We start from the raw sequence: 18,901 nt of genomic DNA on the forward strand, positions 1-18,901 counted from the left end.
TGATTTAACGTGCCGAATCGCAAGGATCGTGCTTAAAACCTTCCCCCACCTATCTGGTACATGTCCACCTCTTTGTCTACGCTTTCCTCTATTCTGTAAAGCGTGTCTGCGAATTTGAAGAAGCATCTCGGTACGTTGTCCAAGCGCGGCCCGCACCGCGTCCTCGTTGGGGACCTGTCTTATGCAGGGCTAGAAGGCAAGGTCTACACCCCTGCTGAAGGCAAGGGCCTGCCCGCCGTGGCGTTTGCTCACGACTGGACGAAGAGCATCAAGGACTACCACGCCACCCTCCGCCACCTGGCCAGCTGGGGCATCGTGGTGGTTGCTCCCGATACGGAGACTGGTGTCTTTGCCAAGCACCGCAACTTGGCTGCTGACCTCGAATCGGCCCTGCAGATTGCCGCTGGCGTTAGGCTGGGCGCTGGCAAGATTTCGGTGTCCGCTTCCAAGCTGGGCGTTTTCGGCCACGGCATGGGAGGCGGCGTAGCCACCTTGGCTGCCGTGGATAACCCGAAGGTCCGCGCCGTCGCAGCCCTCTACCCTGCTGATACCTCACCATCCGCCGTTCAAGCTGCCCGCTCCGTCAAGGCACGCGGCCTCGTTATCGGCGCGGGCCAGGATGACATCTTCCGCGCCGGCAACCCCGCAAAGCTGGCCAACGCGTGGGGCGGACCGGTGGCCTACCGGGAGATTGCCAAGGGCACGCAGTCCGGTTTCAGCGAGGATAAGTTCTTCAAGTTGGCGCTCGGTTCCGGCTTCTTCCAGGGCTCCGCAGTCGAGACCGCCCGCGGCCTTGTGACCGGCTTCTTCCTTTCCACCCTGGCTGGCGAATCCAAGTATGACGGCTTTGCGGATGCCGATGCCTCCGCGAAGGGCGTTGAGAGCTTCACCGGCGAGGACCTGGCTCAACGCGCCGGCTTTGAGCACAGCAAATAAAGCTCCAACGAAAGAGCGCTTCACAGCGCGGCTTTTCCTAACTACAGCCGGACGATCAGTTGTCGTCCTGCTTTAGTTGTTTTAGCTTAGGGACTTCAAGAAAATACCAGGCAATAAGTGCAATGCCCGGCAGAAGCAACTGAGCGGCCGTCCACAGCTTTATGTGGGACATTTCTCTGTCGAATTTAATCTCAATGCCAAGCACAACAAAAGCCACCAAGAGGTACAGCATGGGAAGAACGCCCCACAGGACGTCATGAAGCCAAGGCACTGTTGTCATGCGGCATTCTCCTCACCCTGGTTGATACGTGCAGTAGGCAGTCACCTCACGGTATCACCTGTGGCTGCGAGGAACCAGACTTGTTTCTCGCTGCTGCTTCAGCTGCGCCTGAGCACCGACTGCACCTGACCGCGCGGACGGCCCCGGCCCTGCCCCTGCGCTTGACTATGCGGCACGCCCCTGGACTCTGGGTTTCGCCCCGGCGTATGTGTGTGCGGCGCATTTGTGTGCGCTTGGGCTTGGGCCGCGCGCTGAGCGGACTTCTCAAGCTCGTCCTGTGCCTTGGCCATCGCTTTCTCAAACTCCAGCAGCCGTGCGGCTGTGCGCTCGCGGAATCCGCGTGCGAACTCATCGAAATCATTGTGCGGCATTACCACTGCCCTGCCTTTCGCGCCTGTACGGATGGGGAATCTGAGCTTTCTTCCGGTGCCGTTTCCGGCTTCATTTCTGGTGCGGCTCCCGCGCCGGGAGCCGGCCCAGGAGCTGGCTCAGGGGGCGGTTCAGGGGCTGGCACCGGTGCCGGCGCTTCCGCTGCCTGCATGTGCGCCAGCTTCTCCGGTGGAGCTTCTGGCTCCGGAACGTTAGTGAGCTCTGGCGGTGGTGGCGTGACTCCGTTGTCCGGGGCTGGTTCTGGCGCCGGTGGTGGTCCCGGCTCTGGTTCCGGCTTCGGCTCTGGTTCTGGCTCAGGCGCAGGTTCCAGCTCAGGCTCCGGCAGATTCTCAATGAAATCCACGGCGGCTTCAGCCAGCAGCCCAAGCCCCAGAATGGCAACTCCTACGCCTAGGATGCCCAGACTTCCGCAGCAGGATTCCTCCGGCTTACACTCACAGGATTCCGCGTTAGGACTCTCGCCGCTTTCTTCCTCACAGTCTTCAGCTACTACAGGCTCGTCAGGCTCCTCGACCTCTTCGACTTCCTGCACCGCCTCCTCTGGGCAGTCAGTCACCTCCGCTTGCACGGGTGCGGTGGGCACGTCAACCTCGCTGGGTGCCTCTATCCCGGCGTCGGCCGGCGTGGTGGTTCCCACGTCGCGCGGCTGCTCAGTGCAGGTACAAGACTGCTGCGACTCCTTCTCCGCGTGGCACCCGCACGGCTTGTGCTCTTCTTCTGTTGCGGTGGAATCGGGTGTGGGCTGCGCTTGCGCTGCGGGCTCAGTCGGCACGGTATGCGGCGTGTTCGGTTTCGCCGGCTGAGGCTTGTCTTCAGCCGGCGGGCATTCTTCTTCCGAAACCCCTGCGGGCTGGGTTGGCGCAGGTTTTTCTGGCGGTGCCACCGGTTTGTCTGGTTCCGGCTCGACTGGTTGCTGCGGTGCAGGGGGCTGCTCTGCCGACGCCGGTGGCGTTGGCTGGGCTTGCGCAGGTGCCGTTGGTTCTGCGGGGCTCACAGGTTTCGTCGGTGCACAGGGATCAGGATCCGGTTGTGGGCACTCCTTCGGCTTCTCCTCGCCACCGCATTCAGGCTCAGGCGGGGTTTCCGGCAGCTCCCGCTCGCATACCTCGGTGCAGCGCTTTTCAAACTCGCCGTAGCAATTCTCAATGGCGGTGTCGCGGTCCCGGCAGGTTTGCGAAATGGTGTCATTCGTCTGGTCAATCAGGTCACCGCCAATGCGCGAAATAACCGGGACGATGGCCTTGCCCAACGGGTGCCGCTGCAGCAACATGGTCAAGATATTCAGCAGCGGAATTACTGCAGAAATCAACTCCGCTACGGCAGATTCGGAAACACTGACCACGTCTTCGATGGCCTCGGAGCACTGCTGCGCGGACTCCACCAGATCATCGGCTTCGTCCCTTTCCTTCTCAAAGTCATCCTGCACGCCGCGCAGGTGATCCATGATCGCTCCCCCAGCCAGCGACAGCACCGTGCCAAGGAGGAAATCCCGCAGACCATTGCCGCCGCGCAGTGGACGTCGCGCGCCCATCGCCGACGCGGTATGCGTCACGAGCTCTCCTGGGTTGATCCCGTCGACGGAACCTACCATGTCCCCCAACAAATCAATCGGTGTGCTGGGACCGGAGTAGCCGCCAAGACTCGCAGCCTGAAACTGGGAGACTACCTGTGAATAATCGCCCAGCAGTGACTTGATCATCGTGGACATCAGTTCACCCCTGTTTCCTGGCTTCCGAATTGGCCAGCGAGGCCACGGTCGACGTCGCCAAAAGCCCGCACCTGCTCACGCGCGGCGCCCGCGGTGGCCGATATGTTCTCCAAGCGCCACGCCCCGCGCTCGTGTAGCCGACTCAGCAACGCCTGAATCTGCGCCCCATGCCCGCTAAAATCCCGCCCCGCAGAAGACGGGGCAAAGCTCGGTCTGTCCCCGCGGTGCGCGTCACTTTGGGCGCGGGCTTGGTCCATGACGTCGTCGAGAAGCCGCGTGGCTTCCTCCTCATCAAAAAATACGTCGGGCATGTGCGCCCTCCTTCTCGTCCACAACTAACAGTGATTCCTGCTCTTATTGGACTGAGAAAGCCACCCGCCGGTTCCCCCACCGCACAGAAAAAGAAGAAACCCCAGGCCAAATGGCCCAGGGTTGCGGTCATGTGGGTGGAACTAGACAGCGGCAACGACGGCAGCGAGCTTGCCCGCTACCTTGCGTGCCTGCTCCTTTTCAGCTGCTTCCACCATGACGCGGAAGAGCTCCTCTGTGCCGGAGGGGCGCAGCAAGACGCGGCCCGTATCACCAAGCTCTGCCTCGGCGGCGGCAATAGCTTCCTTGACTTCGGGTGCGTTGAGGATGACCGCCTTATCAGACACCGGCACGTTGATGAGCACCTGCGGCAATACCGTCATCACGGAGGCCAGCTCCTTGAGAGTCTTGCCGGACTTAGCCATGCGCGCCATGATGGACAGCCCTGTCAGCGTGCCATCGCCAGTAGTGCAATCATCCGGCAGCACCACGTGACCGGACTGCTCACCGCCCAGGGAGAAGTCACCGCGGTTGAGCTCCTCCAGCACATAGCGGTCGCCCACGGCGGTTTCCTTGACCTCAATGCCCTGCTCCTGCATCGCCAGTTTCAGGCCCAGGTTCGACATCACGGTGGCCACCAGGGTGTTGAAGCGGAGGTCGTTTTCTTCCTTCATGCCCACCGCGAGGATCGCCATGATCTGGTCACCGTCAACGACGTTGCCCTCAGCATCGACGGCTAGGCAACGGTCAGCGTCACCGTCGTGGGCCAGGCCCAGATCGGCGCCGTGCTCGACGACGGCCTCCTGAGTCTTCTCAATGTGGGTCGAACCGCAGTCCTCGTTGATGTTGAAGGCATTGGGCTTGTTGTGAATAGCGATGACCTCGGCGCCCGCTGCCTCATAGGCCTGCGGGGCAACCTTGGAGGCAGCGCCGTTTGCGGTGTCGACGACAACCTTGATACCGCTCAGATCCGTGGTGACGACCTCTGCTAGGTGCTTGAGGTAGCGCTCCCGGCCGTCGGGGGCCTCCGAAATAATGCGGCCAATCTTGGTTCCCGTGGGCCCATTGTCGGTGAGGTTGTCCATGGCAGCCTGGATGCGGTCTTCCACCTCATCTGGCAGCTTCTTGCCGCCCGCGGAGAAGAACTTGATGCCATTGTCCGGCATCGGGTTGTGGGAGGCGGAAATCATCACGCCGAGATCCGCTCCAAAATCATCGGTGAGGAATGCGATGGCCGGGGTCGGCAGCACGCCGACGCGCACGACGTCGACGCCGCGCGAGGCCAAGCCCGAGGCAATCGCCGCATCCAACATCTCACCCGACACACGCGGGTCGCGCCCAATAATCGCCAGCGGTCGGCGCTCGTAGGACTCCCGGTCCGAGGTCAGCACCTCCGCCGCTGCCTGCCCTAGGCGCAAAGCCAGAATGGGAGTGAGCTTCTTGTTCGCGAGGCCGCGAACTCCATCGGTTCCAAAAAGTCGAGTCATAGTTGTTCATTATGCCCGCTCCCCCTTGCCTGGCGCAGGTCGGCTCGTTCTTGTTGTGTAGACTTCTTCCCACCTTCTGCCCTGTGAGCAGGGCCGGTGGGGAGTTTCCCCAGTTAACGCGCGCGCTGGGCCGTCCTCTGCTTGAATAATCACCATGTCCTATGCGAAAGGCTTGACGCGCGTGAGGGAGTCGAAGGGAGTGAAACTCTTCAAAGCCCTCACCGATGGTGTGCTCACCAAGTTCAACATGGCGGTACTCGTTGTCGCAGCGCTATTTCTGGTGCTCGGAAATACCGAGCCCGCGGAAACGGAAGAACCTGCAGTCATCGCTCCGGGCGAAACGGTGGAGTTGCAGCAGGCCCAGGTGGTCGTCGATAAGCCCCGCGTCGAGGCCGGCCAAGTCCACGTCACCGCCACGTTCCTCAACACCCAAGACATCGCCTTCACGGACTACCAACAGATGTTTAGCCTTACCCGCAATGGTGAGCCTATCCCCTTTGAGCAGTTCTCCATCGCGCCTTCACTGGAGAACGGGGCGGTGACCAGGCCCAACCCCGGGGTTCCCTTCGCCGTCGACATCACCGTCGACGATGCCCCCGGAACAGCGCTTGTTCTCAACGATCTGACGGTGCGCAAATCCAGCCTGGACATGTCCTACCGCTGGTTTGACCCCACCCCCGTAGCAGAGATGGAGTTGGCATGACCCACCGCAAATCTTCCTCCCTGCCCCTGCTCAACCGCAAGAAGGTCCCCATGATCGCCGTGGCCGCAGCGATCACCTCCCTGGGCATCTTCATTAGTGACCAGATGCCCGATCCGCGCGAGGTGGAATTCTCCCACTTTGAGTACACCGACGAAATACCCGGGCACACCCGCATTAGCCAGGTAGACATCCACACTCGCCCACTGGCGTCCGGCGACTACGCGGAATTCACCGGTACTCTGCCCGAGGGCGAGGAGCTCAGTGAGCTGTATGAAGTAGCCGTCGATTTCACGCTGGAGCGCACTCACTCCTACCCCCTGAGCCTGAAACTGGAAGACTCCGAGGGCCGTGTTTTCCGAACGACCACACCGCAATGCGACGCCGAGGTCGTCTCCCTCCCCATGACCTGTACCAGTCTCTTTGTACTCCCAGAGCATTCGCTGGGCCCCGCCACGCTGGCGCTAGAGGTGGAGAATCTCCTCGGCGACTTCCACCAACAACCGGTCCCCATGGGCAAGGAAATTCACACAGCCGTGGAGGTTAAAGCATGACGTCCCAAGACACAGCATCGAAGAAGGCCTCGAAGGCGTGGTGGTGGGCAGCAACTCTTCCGGCGCTCGCGATCATGGTGGCGGCCTCCTCCTCCGTCATGGTGCACGGATACCGACCGCTGTCGGTCCATTCGACCGTCGAGGCCACCAAGCAAGAGCCCGCCGAGTTCAGCTTTGATTATCAGCTAGACCAGGACACCGCCCAGCGCTCGGCGACGGTCACCCTGGCCGCCATCGACAAGGCAGACCCCTCCGAATTCGGCTCCCTTTATGCCGACAAGAACCTCATGGATCCCCCTGCGCTCCCCGGGGACACCGCACTCTACAAGGCCACCGTGGACTGGCATGCGGATCCGGAAAGCCCACTTGAAGGATGCGAGGTCGGGCTCCGTGACGGCCAAGGGATCGAGCAACCTGTCCGCCTCGTGTTGTCCCCGCAGGACGTGCCGACCGATATGCCCGCCGCCTTCCCCAACCTCTGTGAACCCGAAGGGGCTGCGGGGCCGATGGCCATCAATCCTTTCGAACTAGATGCCAATATCCTCCCCGAGCCCAGCGCGCGGCCGGCTGAATGGGAGATGACGTACTACTTCGTCACCAACGCCGATTTCGAGCCTTCCGAATTATTCGTCACCTGGGGCGCCCCTTATGAGGTGCGCCTGCGCACAGGCGCTTAGAAGCCTTCTGCGCGGACAACCGCCTCAACGTCCTCCGCGCCCGGATCGGTCTTGTTCCACGGCCACGACACCATTACCTTCTCTTCTGGGTAGTAGACGAAAATGTCGCCACCGCCGAATCCATCCTTGCCCCATTCGTTGACGAGGACTTCCGGGGCGGAACCATTCGCCTCGCGAACAGTACGGGTCGACGTCTGGAAGGCATCATCGTGATAATCGGGCAAGGCTCTGTACATCTCTTCGGCCTCCTCCCCAATGACAATGTCCCGCGGACTATGGAATGTCATGAGCCCCTCAGCGTCCTGCTCCTTGGTAAGCCACGGCTTGCAGGAATAGCCGTGGGCTCCTTCTAGCAGAGCATTCTCGGATTGCAGCGGTGCTTCGGTACACAGGGCGATCTTCTCAATGAAGGCCTCCGGCAAGACGTCCGCGGTCTCAGGGCGCAGGTTCACGATGTGGTCCTCCCGCAGGTCCGGACGCGCCAGCTCCTCGCTGGACCCGCGCCTGTTGATCTGCTCAACCGTAATCCCGCCAGCAATCAACACCACCGCGACAACCAGGGTGAGAATGTTGAGCTTGCGCGCGCTGATGTGGGTATCAGGATCGGTCGTGGCTTCTGCGCGATCCACGTCACCGGCTTGAGTGTGCTCAGTAGTCTGTGTCACCGATTCCACCTACTTCTCTCCCGCCTGGCTCGCTGGGACGGCAGATTCAGCGTCCGGCTCTTCGCCTTGGTTTTCGTCGGTGCTCTCATCTGCGTCCTCCGCCTCGGCGTACTCAGCGTTGAGGAAGCGGTCCAGCGCGGCTACCACCAGCGGGAGCGCAACGAGGAAGTACACGGCTCGGGCAAGGACCAGCACATAAGGCTCAAGCCCAATGGTGATGGTCCCCAGCGCCAGCGGTTTGATGATGGCACGCAGGGCATAGATTACGCCCAGCTCAGCGCCCGAAGCCAAGACGAAGACGAGGCAGAAGGTCAGCATGGGGACCGCACCGGCGACTGCCAGCGTCTTGAAATTGCGCCACGCATTACGGAAGGGGCCGACGAGTGGCTGCGCGGCGTTGTCCAGCATGTCTCGCGTCGTTCGGAAGGCTGCTTCCGAATAGCGACGCCCATAATCGGCCCACATCTTCTGCTCGGCATGCGGGGAGAGCTTTCCTCGTTCGGCGGGACCTTCGATGGGGGCATCGGCTACCGTCTGCAGGGGCGGTACCGCGTCCTCCTCGCCTGACGTGTCCGGCTCAGAACTGTCCTTCTCTCTGGTCAGGCTCGTGTTGTAGACCACCGCGCCGAGGGTCAGCCATGCGAAGGGCACGACGATAAAGTTGCCGATTTGCGCCGCGTTATTCCACAGCCACCCAATCACCGCACCAATGACCCAGGTGTGGGCGACAATCCAATCCTTCGCCGTGACAATAGAGTCCCATACGGGGCCAATGCCTTGCCGGCTAAGAATCCACACACGGACCTTCTCAAAATTGCTGGTGATGCTTAGCGACGCCGTGGCCATCCACAGCACCTCCAGGTACGCGGCCGCAGTGGCCACGCCAAAGGCGCGCTCCCCCAACTGCAGCGCACCAATGAGTTTGCGCAGCACCACGATAGAGATGAGGAACCCGGCAAACAGCCATCCGGAGTTTATGAACGAGCGCCCGAAATCATAATCGAGAAAGCTGGTGGCCACCTCGATGGTCACGGAGTCGTAGACAAAGGTCCGCGCGTCATCCCGCAACAGGCCGTGGGAGGAATACACGGTAAGGAACGGGATGAGGAGGCCACCGACGGTCAGCAGCGTGGTCTTATCCAGTTTGCTAAAGCGGGTCTCGCCGCCAAAGAACTCCATGGACGGCTGCATGATCCAAAAGCACACGATGACGCCGGTCATCACAGAAAGCGGCGCAAAGGGGAAGATGAGCGTGGCGGCCAACGGCGAATACTCAGAAATGACCACCGCCAACCACAGCACCGCCGCGCGCACTGCCAGCGACAGGCAAATCACCGTGATCAGCTGCGGCAGGTACCGCCACAGCAGCTTTGCTGCGTCCAAGGGGACTGATAGTGCGTCCCGCGCGCTCTCAAGAATGACTTTCACGCCGCTTAGTATAAGGAGAATCACACCAGTGCGCTGCCCGAACGGGGAAAGCCGCCACCTCCCCCGAAAGGGAAGCAGCGGCTTTCGAAAATGCAGTATGCGCGAAGATTAACGCTTGGAGTACTGCGGGGCACGACGTGCCTTGTGCAGACCAGCCTTCTTGCGCTCCACGGCACGAGCATCACGGGTGAGCAGGCCAGCCTTCTTCAGGGCCTGGCGGTCAGCCGGGTTGTAGATGTTCAGTGCGCGGGCGATAGCCAGACGCAGGGCGCCGGCCTGGCCGGTCGGGCCACCACCGGTGACGGTGACCTTGAGGTCAAACTGGCCCTCGCGCTCGAGGATGGTCAGCGGCTGCAGGATGTCCTGCTGGTGCAGCTTGTTCGGGAAGTACTCGTCAAAGGCACGGCCGTTGACAGAGATGTTGCCGGAACCAGCGACGAGGCGGACACGAGCGATGGCGCGCTTACGGCGGCCAACGGTCTGAATCGGGCCCTCGTGGATAGCCGGGGCAGCGGTCTCAACCTCAGCCTCGGTGTCGGTTGCCAGGGAATCACCGATGGTGTTGGTGAACTCCTCGGTAGCGGCGGTTGCTGCAGCGATGTCGGCAGCGTCGGCTACATTGTTGTCGATGTTCTGCTCGGTCATTACTGTGCCACCTGCTTAAACTCAAAGGTTTCCGGCTTCTGGCCGGCGTACGGGTGCTCCTCGCCCACGAAAACGTGCAGCTTCTTGATGGAGGCGTTGGAAAGCTTGTTGTGCGGCATCATGCCCTTCACAGCTTCCTCGATAACGCGAACCGGGTTGGCGTCCAGGGACTGACCAAGGGTCATGGACTTCAGGCCGCCCGGGTAGCCGGAGTGGCGGTAGCGCATCTCGCGCTCGCGCTTGTTGGAAGAAATGTGGATCTTGTCCGCATTCAGGATGATGATGTGGTCGCCGCAATCAACGTTCGGTGCGTACTGGGGCTTGTGCTTACCGCGCAGCATGTCAGCCACGGTGGAAGCAAGCTTGCCCAGAACCACGTCGGTAGCGTCGATGACGTACCACTTGCGGGTGATGTCACCGCTCTTCGGGTGGAAAGTAGACAAAATGACTCCTTGAAAGTCTGTCTCGGAACTGCCGGCCAACGCTATGTAAGCCCCTACGCGGTACATACAGCGGCCGGTGGAGACCTGCAGCACGCGCGCACCCACGTAGACGCGGGTGCGGACACATAGGTGTTTCACTTTAGTATGAGGCTGTTTGAAAACCCAAAACGCCGATATCGCCCCTCACCAACGCCTCCATCCCCAGATACTTCGGGGTGGGGGTAGAGACAGAAACGTTGATGAGAAGCGATACCGGCGCCTTTCACTAGGTGGGCAGAAAGTGCTGACTGTGAGGTGGTGCGTCCAGCCCTTCCATTGACTGCACCCCCTCTCCTCGCCCTTCACGCCTTCCTCCACGCCACCCACCGCTCATGGTTGTGAATGGTGATGGAAGACTGCGCCCATACTCCTAGCGAAAGACCCGCAGTCGAGACGGTTTAGCCCCAGCTAGCGGCGGCGCGGCGGTTGACGTCACTCATATTGTCATTGCCCTGGGACACCGTGGTGGAGATGGTCGCTAGCACCGTGTTGAGCTCGGCGGCAGCTTTATCCCACTTGGCCTGCGCCGCGTTATATGCGGCGGCGCTTTCTCCCTCCCATGTCGATACCATCGGCTGCAGGGTGGCCTTAAGGTCACCGAGGAGCCCGTTGATGCGGCCGGAGGTGGAGTTGATGTCGGCGGCGGCACCAGCGATGGCGCCAAACTGATACTTAATTCCAGACATTGCGTGTTCCTTATCTTCTGTGTGCTCGTGTGTGGTTCAGTGCGTACGGCTATAGGAGGCTGCGGCTCTGTTTAAAGGGCCAGGCCCGCGCCGCCGACGTTGTCGAAGGACTGGGCGTTATCTGCCTCAACCGAATCAAAGTTTCGGGCATTGTCCCTGATGTTGTCGCTGATGGCGGTCAGTGCCTCACGCAGCTGCTGTGCGGAGGAGTTGTAGCGCTGCATCAGGTTGTCAAAGGAAACCTGCGCGCGGCCTGCCCAGCTGGCGCGGACGGAGTCCACAACTCCCTGCAGACGGGTGAGCTCACCCTGTACCTCGTCATTGGTGGAGTCGACGCGGCCGGCGGTGGCCACCATTACGTCGGCTTCTGTGCGGAACGTTTGAGTCATTGTTCTCTCCCTTTCTTTGTTCCCTACCTGGGGCATGCCCTTTTACTACGGGGCCTGATGTGTGTTTCTTTCCCCCCGAGAAGCACCCTGTGTCCTTCTCACCCTTATTGGACTGAGTTAGTGGCGCATCGGTTCCCACCGGTTTCAAAGTTTTTAATTTTTCTGGCTTGCCGCTGCTTAGTCCTTCTTAACCAGCGATTCCGCCGCCATTCGGCACGCTGCCTTCTGCACCACGTTGGGCTCGAACTTGGTGTGGCAGCCCACGGACATCTGGTGGCCTTTGTCCTCCCACATCATCCAGGTCACCCGCGAGCCATCGCCGGGGTCCTCGGTATAGGTCAGCCGCCCGGACTCCTCTACCGGATCACGGAGGGCGGGATCGGATTCGATCTGCTCCTTGATCTCCGCAAAAAGGACGTCAACGGGCACGTTGAAAAGCGGATCTGCAGCGACAAGGATCCGCAGGTTGGGATCCTCACCGGCCGCGGTAACGAGCCCATCTTCCACGCTGGTACGAAAACCCTGTGGCAAGACCAAGGACATCCCTTCCACGTCGATGGCTTGTTGGCCCGGACGCAGCTGCGCACTGCCGGTATCCCCGGGCGAGCCTTGCGTCCCGCCCTCCTCAGTCGGCGCGTCCGAGCTCTGGGTCGGGGCCGTACCCGGCGAATGGGCAGCACTGGAAGTACTTACCGCCGTCTGGTGTGGTGTCGCGGCTGCTAAGGCTGCGTCTTTGCGTCCCACGGCCCACCAGGACACCCCGGCCACGACGAGCACCATGACCGCAATGGCGATATAGAAGGGGTCGATGCCTCCCACGAGCGCAGAAAGGCGGTGTGGTGTCGCGCGATGGGAGCGTCGCGCGCGCGTGGCTCGCGGCCGCTCAGCTGTCACGGTATCTGCATGGCCCTCGTCGTGCCCGTCCACAACCGCCCTTGTAAGAGTCGGTGTTTGTTCCACCACGGGCGGCGATGGTTCTGTTTCCACTACCGTCGCGCCCGCGCCGGTCAGTTGGCGGCGCAGGATGCTCACTGCCTCGTCAGTGATGTCCGTACCGGATGGATCCGCTACCACCTCGGCGCTTACCTCCGGCCACTCCGCCCCACAGACCTTTTCTGCCTGGTCAAGAACGGCGTCGAGCGCCCAGCCTTCGGCGATACCAGTGCCGGGTAAGTCGTAGCGGTAGATCGTCTCCGGCCCCTCATAGATCGTGGCGGCGTCGAGCACCGTGATAACGAGTGTGGTCTCTGGCGTAGTCGACGGTGTGCGCAGTGCATGAGTCGCGGTCATTGGTTATCTCCCTTGCTGGATGTGGTGTGTGGTGGTTCTTCTGGTGTGTCGGTGTCCGGCACATACACCTGTGCCAGGCCTTGGGGTGCCCCACGCACGACCCATTGGCCGCGGCCGGGCGGCAGCGCTACTGGTTTGATGCCGAAGATGGCGCCTTCGTCGCGGTCGGCGTCGAGAAGCAGCAGTGCTGGCTGCAGGTCGCGCACTGCCGAGAGGAACTGCCCAAACAGCGCGCGCCCGATTCCTCCTGATTTGCGCGCGAGCACTAGGTGCAGGCCCACATCGCGGGCGTGCGGGAGAATCTCCACAAGTGGTGCCAGGGCAATGTCACTGACCAAGTCGAGATCATCGATGACAAGGTAAATATCCGGCCCCTCCCACCAGCTCCGCGCGGCCAACTGCGCGGGAGTGACCTCGGGGCCGGGGAGGCGCTGCTCTAAGGTGCGGACGGTATCGAGGATGGCCTGGGTGGCTGCGCTTGCCGACGCCCCGTAGACCGCCACCATCTCCTCATCCAGCGTCCCCAAATGTGCCCGGCGCTCATCGATAACCACGAGGCGGGCTTCCTCCCGGTTCAGTTGGCTGATACCGGCGAGAATCACGCTGAGGAACTGCGACTTACCGGAACCTTGAGAACCAATGCACACGAGGTGGGGCTGCGTGGTCGGATCCCACGTCAGAAGGTCCAGGTCCGGCCCGCCAATTCCCCAAGCCACCCCGGCCGGTGGGCTGCCGGCCGGTTGTGGAAGCTCGGTGAGCAGGGCGGGCAGCATCTTCAACGGCGGGACCGGCTGGGCGGCCGCATGCACTCCGCAGATATGAGCGATATCCTGCGGGGACGTCGCAGCGAAGAGCAGGTTCTCCCCCGCCAGCGTGATGCCCCGACCGGGCGCTGCCGGGAGTTTTTGTTGTGCTTTGCGGTCAATGAGGGAATCCATGGCTTCACCCAGACGCAGCTCGAGGCGCGCCGCGATAAGGTCCCGGATTGACGGCCGCAGGCTGGTCCACCGCGCCGCCGCGATCAGGACGTGAACGTGGGAAGACGCACCATCTGCGACCAGCTGGGTAATCGGCTCGGCGAGATCTTCAAAATCCGCCCCAGAGGTGCCAATGTGGTGCCAGCCATCCACAATCAGGAAGGTGTGGCGGGATTCCGGGCGACGCACGAGGCCAGCGACTTCGTCGACGATGCGCCGTACCTTCTCCGGTTCCTCGCGGCCGGCCACCCCGGCCACGTGGGGCAGCCGCTCCAGAACCTGCAGTTGTCCGCCACCCAAGTCGATGACATAAAAGCGCACCTGGTCCGGCGAGTGCCGCAGTGCCATTCCGGAGGCGATACTGCGCAGCGCCATTGACTTGCCCGACTGCGGCCCACCGCACAGGGCCAGGTGCCCGCCACCCGTCGTGAAGTCCACGGTGAGTAGGTCTTGGCGCTGGTGGTAGGGGCGGTCGATAAGCCCCACCTCGGCGCACAGCCCGCCGCCCGCGCCGGGCGATTCTACCTGCGCAGCGGCGACACTGGACAGCTCCACCACGGCGGGCAAGGGCGGCAGCCAGATTCGCCGCGCTGATTGACCGCGCCCGGCGGCTTCGTCCCGGGCAGCCCCCACCACGGTGTCAAGGAGGGTGCTCGAGGAGTCCACGAGTACTGCGAAGTCTAGGTCCTCCTCCACCACGCGGTGCCCGGTGAAAAGCTCTAGGCGCGCCGTGTGCTGTGCGGAAGCATCATCTTCTAGCGCTACCCGGCGCGTCACCGGGCCGGACACATAGGAGGCCTGGAAACGTGTGGGGGCATCGGCATCCGTCTTGAGGTAGCCGGATCCCGGCTGGGCGGGGAGGTGGTAGGCGTCGGGCACACCGAGGACCTGGCGGGACTCCCCGGCGGAGAATGTCTTCAGGCCAATGCGGTAGGACAGGTGCGAATCCAATCCCCGTAGGCGCCCTTCTTCCAGGCGCTGGGATGCCAGCAGCAGGTGCACGTGCAGTGAGCGGCCGAGCCTTCCTACTGCGACGAAGAGCTCCGCGAAGTCCGGGTGCTGGCCCAACAGTTCCGAGAACTCGTCCACCACGATGACCAGCGCCGGCAGCGGCCCGTGCTCCGCCACCGCGGCAGCGGAAGCATTGAACTCGCCCACATTGGCAAAGTTGCCGGCCTTGCGCAGCAGCTCCTGGCGGCGGTTCATCTCCCCGGAGATGGCATCGTACATGCGCTCCACCAGGGTAGATTCCTCCTCCAGGTTGGTAATCACGGCGGAGGTGTGCGGCAGCTCCTCGCAGCCGAGAAAGGTCGCGCCACCTTTGAAGTCCACAAGCACGAGGTTGAGCTCCTCCGGGCTATGCGTGGCGGCTAGGGCCACGACGAGCGTCCTGAGCAGCTCCGATTTTCCGCTGCCCGTGGCACCGATGCACAGCCCATGCGGGCCCATGCCGCCCTGCGCCGACTCCTTCAGGTCGAGCACCACCGCTTGCCCGGACTCGTCCACACCGATAGGCACGCGCAGGCGTTCGGCCGGGCTGCGGCCATGCCACATGCCGGAGGCCTGCAGCGCATCCACGTCCCGGTAGCCCAGCAGCACAGGGAGGTCTGCATCGCGACCGTGCCGTGGCGTTGCCGGAGCATCGCCGCCGAAGGGGCGATGATAGGGCGCAAGCGTGCGGGCGTGGAGGAGGGCCGCGGGAACGTCGACAAGCGCGCAGCTGCCCAGCTCCTCCTCCCCCGCGGCGGTAACCACGGACAGCGCGCCTTCCGCCCGCAGGTAAATACCTTCGTCCTCCGCACGGCGGCCCAGCGGCGAATGAGGTGTGACCCCCACGGCGATGATGGTCGTCGGGGCGTCCCCCGGCGCTCCCTCTTTGTCCAGTACACCGCGATGCCGGTGATCCTCCTCCACGACGCGGATACGAAACTGAGCGCTCTCCGGATCCCTCGAGTGCGGCAGCCACTTCAGCCACTCCCAGCTCTCCCCGTGGTACTCAATGCCCACGGTTTCCGGGCCATGCAGTACCGCCAGGTGCAACAGCAGCGCGCGGGCCATACCGTGCGCATCCGCACCGGCCAGCCCCACGATAGGGAAGGCTTGGAGCTGGATGACCACCGGCATATCCGCCAGCGTTCCCACCGCGCGCACGGTCTGGCGCAGGCTCACCGCACACACTGGGTCGAGGTCTTCCGCGGCACCCGAATCTGGAACATTGATCGGCGTGCACAGTGCCATCGGCCCGGTGCCCACCCGCACCTCCAGCGCATCCGGGGCATCCGCATCCCGCTCCCAGAGGCGCGACGTCGGAATCAACGCGCCGAGCTGCCCAGGCGCCGGATTGCGGTGTTCCTCATGCGCGCGTTGCGCCGCCCCGCGCTCCAGCGCCTCCTCGCGCAGCGCCTTGAGGTGACGCAGGTACGTCCGGCGAGTTTCGTCCGGATCCTGCCCGCCTCCCTGCGGGTTGAACATCATCGCCATGCTGGCCAGCATCATGAGCGGGAACATGAGGCTCATGGGGCTCATCCGGCGCGCATCACCCGCGCCGAGAACCATGAGCGCCACCATGCCCACCATGGCCGCGATCATGACCAGCGGCATAAGCAGGCGAACCAACGGAACGGGCTGGGCACGGGCCGCCTCCGGCACGGCCTCGGCATCAATGCTGCCTTGCGGCAGTGGTGGCGCTGGTTCCCGATATGACGACAGCCCGGTGTCTACGACGCGTGTAGGTACGCGCATGTCAAAGTCCTTCCCCCCGAAGTACTCCACCGCCTCCTTAAGCGGTGGACAGCGTGCCACCAGTAAGCCACAATGTGAGGCAATGGGCAAGGGGTTGCCCAGAAATTTTTCTCGGGGGAGGTATTTTCCATGACTCGCGCACTCGCGCATTCTGTCCGCGTCACCGTCCGTATCCACGCAGGCCAGACCCGCAAAGAAGCGGATATCTCACTGCCGCTTTCTTCCAGTCTCGGGGAGGTGCTGGGGGAGCTGCTCGTGCTTGTCGACGTTCCCCCGGCCCCCATCCTGTGGCGCGCCACTACCGCGGCGGGCAAGACCATATCGATGACCACGCCGCTGGATCGCACCAGCGTGGAAGAAGGCTCCGTGCTGGTGCTCAGCCCTGATGCACCGGCGCCGGCACCCATCGTGCGCGACGCCGCGGAAGCATTAGCCGCCGATGTCTCCGCCACGCAGCTTTCTGGCCTGGCTGGGCTGTGGGGTGTGGCGGGCCTTATCGCCGGCGGTGGGCTCCTTGCCGCAACACTGTCCCCCACGGTCGGCTGCGCCGCCACTGCACTCCTCGCCCTCGTTCTTGCGGTATGGACGCGGCGAGGATCTCTGCTCGCCACCGCGCACGTCGCCGCAGGGCTGGCGGGCGGGTTAGCCGCTGGCGCAGCATTTGTCGCTGGACCTACAGGTACCGCGGTGTCGGCGGCACCCGTCGTGGGGGCCGCGACCGCCGTCGGTGCGACAGCGGTGCTCTCCCACCTGGTACGCATCGGCGGGCTGCGGGACCGGGCTACTGCCGCGACGTGGTGCCTGCTCGTGCTCGTCGGTCTCCTCGGCCCCGCTCCGCTCCTCGCAGCCACCGTGGGCCTGTTGGCGGGCGCTCCCCTGCTGACCACGCGGCTGGCGGGTCTGCGCGTGCCGCAGCTTCCCACCGCCGGGCAAGACTTAAGCATCTCGGACGAGGTACCCACCGATAACGCGCTCGCTGCCCGGCGCGCCGGGCAGGCCTACGAGGGCATCGCGGTGGGCTGCGCGGTGGCGGGCATCCCTGCCCTGCTCCTCATCGCATTAAACGCCAACGCGGCGGCAACCCAGGGGGCCTCCCAAGCGCTGTGTGTAAGTATCGCTGGCGGGGTCATCGTGCATGCAGCACGCCATGCCCGGCCCATTGCTGCGTGGGCACTGGGTATCTATGGCCTCGCCGCGGCTAGTGCCTCGGTGGCTGTGCCACTGCGCGAGTGGCAGCTGCTTACTGCGCCAACCACGGAAACATGGGTGCTCAGCGTCGTCGCGGGGCTCATCGTTGCGGCCATGCTGTCAGTACCGGTGTGGGCAGGCAAACTACGGCAGATTGAGCCGACCACCATCGTGTGGTTCGAGCGCGCCGAAGCCCTCGCACTGGCTGCGTGTTTGCCGCTCGCCGCACACCTGGCTGGGCTTTTCGAGTTCATTAGGGGGCTGGGCTCATGAACTTGGGGATCCGAATTGGTGCTGCCAGCGCTGCTCTTGGCGCTGGTCTGGCGTGGGGGTCCTGCGTGTTGTCCGGGCCGGTAGCTGCTGCCCGCGAGCCAGACACCGCGTGCGCGGAGGCTACCCTCGCCGCGGCAGGGCCACAGCCTTCCGCGCAATACTCGGACTATCGCGCGCGGCTGCACTCTTTTGCCACGGGTGCCGGAGTGAAGGTCGCGGTCATCGACACCGGAGTGGCCGCGCACCCCCAGCTGCGCGTGACACCGGGAGCGGACTTCGTAACCCCAGACGAGCCCGACCCGCTACGGGACTGTGACCTGCACGGCACGGTGGTGGCCGGGGTCATCGCAGGAAGAGAGCTCGGCGTGGCCCCGGATGCGGAAATCTACGCCATCCGGCAAACCAGTTCGCATTTCAGGCAACCGGCGCCGGATAACTCGGCAGGGCCCGATGGTTCAGCGGAGGCAGACCACGGTTCCGGAACGCTGGCCAGCCTAGCTGCCGCCATCGAGGATGCCGTGAACGCGGGAGCCCAGGTCATCAACGTCTCCGTCGTGTCCTGCGTCCCGCCGGATGCCGCCTCACGGGTGGATCGATCGGGCTTGGACGCAGCGCTGCAGCGCGCGGAGGACGCTGGGGCCGTGGTGGTGGCGGCGTCGGGAAACGCGACATCCGGTGGCTGTGAACAAGGTGATGTGGTCTTCCCCGCCGTGGCGGATACTGTCCTCGCGGTTGGCGCCCTAGCCACCCCGTACGACCTTGCGGATTACTCCATCGCTGCACCTCTCAGCGCAGAGGGCAACGTACCACTCGCCTTGGAACCCGGCGGCGGCTGGGCCAGTGCCAAGGGGGATACCCTCTTTCAAGGCACGTCTTTCGCCGCGCCGCTGGTCAGCGGAACGCTCGCTCTGTTGGTGCAGCGCTACCCCGACGAGTCCCCGGCGCAGCTGCGCCAACGCGTCATCGATTCCGCCGAGCCCGGCCACGGGGTGGTTGATCCCCTCACCGCGGTGACCTTTCGTCCTGCGGCCGAAACCCGCGAGGAGCGTTCCTTTGCGGTGACACCGCTGACAGCACCGGCCGCCCAAGGCTGGC

At 63.4% G+C, this 18,901-nt stretch carries 18 protein-coding genes and 1 pseudogene; 6 read left to right on the forward strand and 13 right to left on the reverse strand.

All coding sequences use genetic code 11. From position 1 onward, the window contains the following. Positions 1-102 precede the first annotated feature (102 nt). Positions 103-936 (forward strand): dienelactone hydrolase family protein, encoded by an 834-nt coding sequence (locus tag HWX44_RS07095; RefSeq protein WP_070545927.1) that lies wholly within the window; start codon positions 103-105, stop codon positions 934-936. Between the two features lie 55 nt (positions 937-991). Here the strand turns inward: HWX44_RS07095 and HWX44_RS07100 are convergent, their stop codons facing one another. The 5 genes from HWX44_RS07100 to glmM form a co-directional block, all read right to left on the reverse strand. Then, on the reverse strand, positions 992-1,216 hold the full coding sequence (locus HWX44_RS07100) for a hypothetical protein (RefSeq protein WP_049157023.1): 225 nt from the start codon (positions 1,214-1,216) through the stop codon (positions 992-994). Between the two features lie 98 nt (positions 1,217-1,314). Further along, entirely contained in the window at positions 1,315-1,587 is a 273-nt protein-coding gene (locus HWX44_RS07105) for a hypothetical protein (RefSeq protein ID WP_049157021.1), read from the reverse strand. Beyond that, positions 1,587-3,314 (reverse strand): zinc metalloprotease, encoded by a 1,728-nt coding sequence (locus HWX44_RS07110; RefSeq protein ID WP_175973965.1) that lies wholly within the window; start codon positions 3,312-3,314, stop codon positions 1,587-1,589. The genes HWX44_RS07105 and HWX44_RS07110 overlap by 1 nt, the downstream gene beginning before the upstream one ends. After that, entirely contained in the window at positions 3,314-3,625 is a 312-nt protein-coding gene (locus HWX44_RS07115) for a hypothetical protein (protein WP_052750549.1), read from the reverse strand. The genes HWX44_RS07110 and HWX44_RS07115 overlap by 1 nt, the downstream gene beginning before the upstream one ends. Positions 3,626-3,766: 141 nt before the next feature. After that, entirely contained in the window at positions 3,767-5,110 is a 1,344-nt protein-coding gene (gene glmM / locus HWX44_RS07120; protein WP_175973967.1) for a phosphoglucosamine mutase, read from the reverse strand. Between the two features lie 154 nt (positions 5,111-5,264). Here glmM and HWX44_RS07125 point away from each other — a divergent pair, with 154 nt between their 5' ends. From HWX44_RS07125 to HWX44_RS07135, 3 genes are read left to right on the forward strand one after another with little or no spacing between them, the layout of a single operon-like run. Further along, on the forward strand, positions 5,265-5,813 hold the full coding sequence (locus HWX44_RS07125) for a hypothetical protein (protein ID WP_152691554.1): 549 nt from the start codon (positions 5,265-5,267) through the stop codon (positions 5,811-5,813). Further along, complete coding sequence (locus HWX44_RS07130) at positions 5,810-6,364, forward strand: hypothetical protein (protein ID WP_175973969.1); 555 nt, start codon at positions 5,810-5,812, stop codon at positions 6,362-6,364. Before HWX44_RS07125 ends, HWX44_RS07130 begins: the two co-directional genes overlap by 4 nt. Beyond that, positions 6,361-7,041 carry a hypothetical protein gene (locus tag HWX44_RS07135; protein ID WP_046648435.1) on the forward strand — a complete coding sequence of 227 codons (681 nt, stop codon included), beginning with the start codon at positions 6,361-6,363 and terminating at the stop codon, positions 7,039-7,041. The genes HWX44_RS07130 and HWX44_RS07135 overlap by 4 nt, the downstream gene beginning before the upstream one ends. Here the strand turns inward: HWX44_RS07135 and HWX44_RS07140 are convergent. The 8 genes from HWX44_RS07140 to eccCa all read right to left on the reverse strand — a co-directional run bounded on the left by HWX44_RS07140 (position 7,038) and on the right by eccCa (position 16,345). Beyond that, entirely contained in the window at positions 7,038-7,706 is a 669-nt protein-coding gene (locus tag HWX44_RS07140; protein WP_141745913.1) for a hypothetical protein, read from the reverse strand. The two genes, HWX44_RS07135 and HWX44_RS07140, sit on opposite strands and share 4 nt — an antisense overlap. Positions 7,707-7,715: 9 nt before the next feature. Then, the gene (locus HWX44_RS07145) at positions 7,716-9,134 is read right to left on the reverse strand and encodes a hypothetical protein (protein ID WP_070545921.1); all 1,419 of its coding nucleotides are present in this window, start codon (positions 9,132-9,134) and stop codon (positions 7,716-7,718) included. A gap of 108 nt (positions 9,135-9,242) precedes the next feature. Beyond that, positions 9,243-9,779: a 30S ribosomal protein S9 gene (gene rpsI, locus HWX44_RS07150; RefSeq protein WP_046648438.1), complete on the reverse strand. Its 537-nt coding sequence runs from the start codon at positions 9,777-9,779 to the stop codon at positions 9,243-9,245. Next, positions 9,779-10,222 carry a 50S ribosomal protein L13 gene (rplM, locus tag HWX44_RS07155; protein ID WP_010189505.1) on the reverse strand — a complete coding sequence of 148 codons (444 nt, stop codon included), beginning with the start codon at positions 10,220-10,222 and terminating at the stop codon, positions 9,779-9,781. The genes rpsI and rplM overlap by 1 nt, the downstream gene beginning before the upstream one ends. 437 nt (positions 10,223-10,659) lie before the next feature. Further along, complete coding sequence (locus tag HWX44_RS07160; protein WP_046648439.1) at positions 10,660-10,947, reverse strand: WXG100 family type VII secretion target; 288 nt, start codon at positions 10,945-10,947, stop codon at positions 10,660-10,662. Between the two features lie 71 nt (positions 10,948-11,018). After that, positions 11,019-11,336, reverse strand: coding sequence for a WXG100 family type VII secretion target (locus HWX44_RS07165; protein WP_046648440.1), 318 nt, complete (start codon positions 11,334-11,336; stop codon positions 11,019-11,021). 177 nt (positions 11,337-11,513) lie between these two features. Next, a complete protein-coding gene (locus HWX44_RS07170) occupies positions 11,514-12,626 on the reverse strand; it encodes a type VII secretion-associated protein (RefSeq protein ID WP_046648441.1) in 1,113 nt (370 codons plus the stop codon). Further along, complete coding sequence (gene eccCa / locus HWX44_RS07175; RefSeq protein WP_254868138.1) at positions 12,623-16,345, reverse strand: type VII secretion protein EccCa; 3,723 nt, start codon at positions 16,343-16,345, stop codon at positions 12,623-12,625. The genes HWX44_RS07170 and eccCa overlap by 4 nt, the downstream gene beginning before the upstream one ends. 129 nt (positions 16,346-16,474) lie before the next feature. On the opposite strand from eccCa, the gene eccD reads away from it, so the two are divergent. Further along, complete coding sequence (eccD, locus tag HWX44_RS07180) at positions 16,475-17,806, forward strand: type VII secretion integral membrane protein EccD (protein ID WP_175973971.1); 1,332 nt, start codon at positions 16,475-16,477, stop codon at positions 17,804-17,806. Then, a pseudogene (locus HWX44_RS07185) lies at positions 17,803-18,771 on the forward strand (S8 family serine peptidase); the annotation flags it as partial. The gene eccD and the pseudogene HWX44_RS07185, both read left to right, overlap by 4 nt. Positions 18,772-18,901: the final 130 nt, after the last annotated feature.

The sequence above is a fragment of the Corynebacterium sp. Marseille-Q2823 genome, from assembly GCF_903645345.1.
Taxonomy (GTDB): Bacteria; Actinomycetota; Actinomycetes; order Mycobacteriales; family Mycobacteriaceae; genus Corynebacterium; species Corynebacterium hiratae.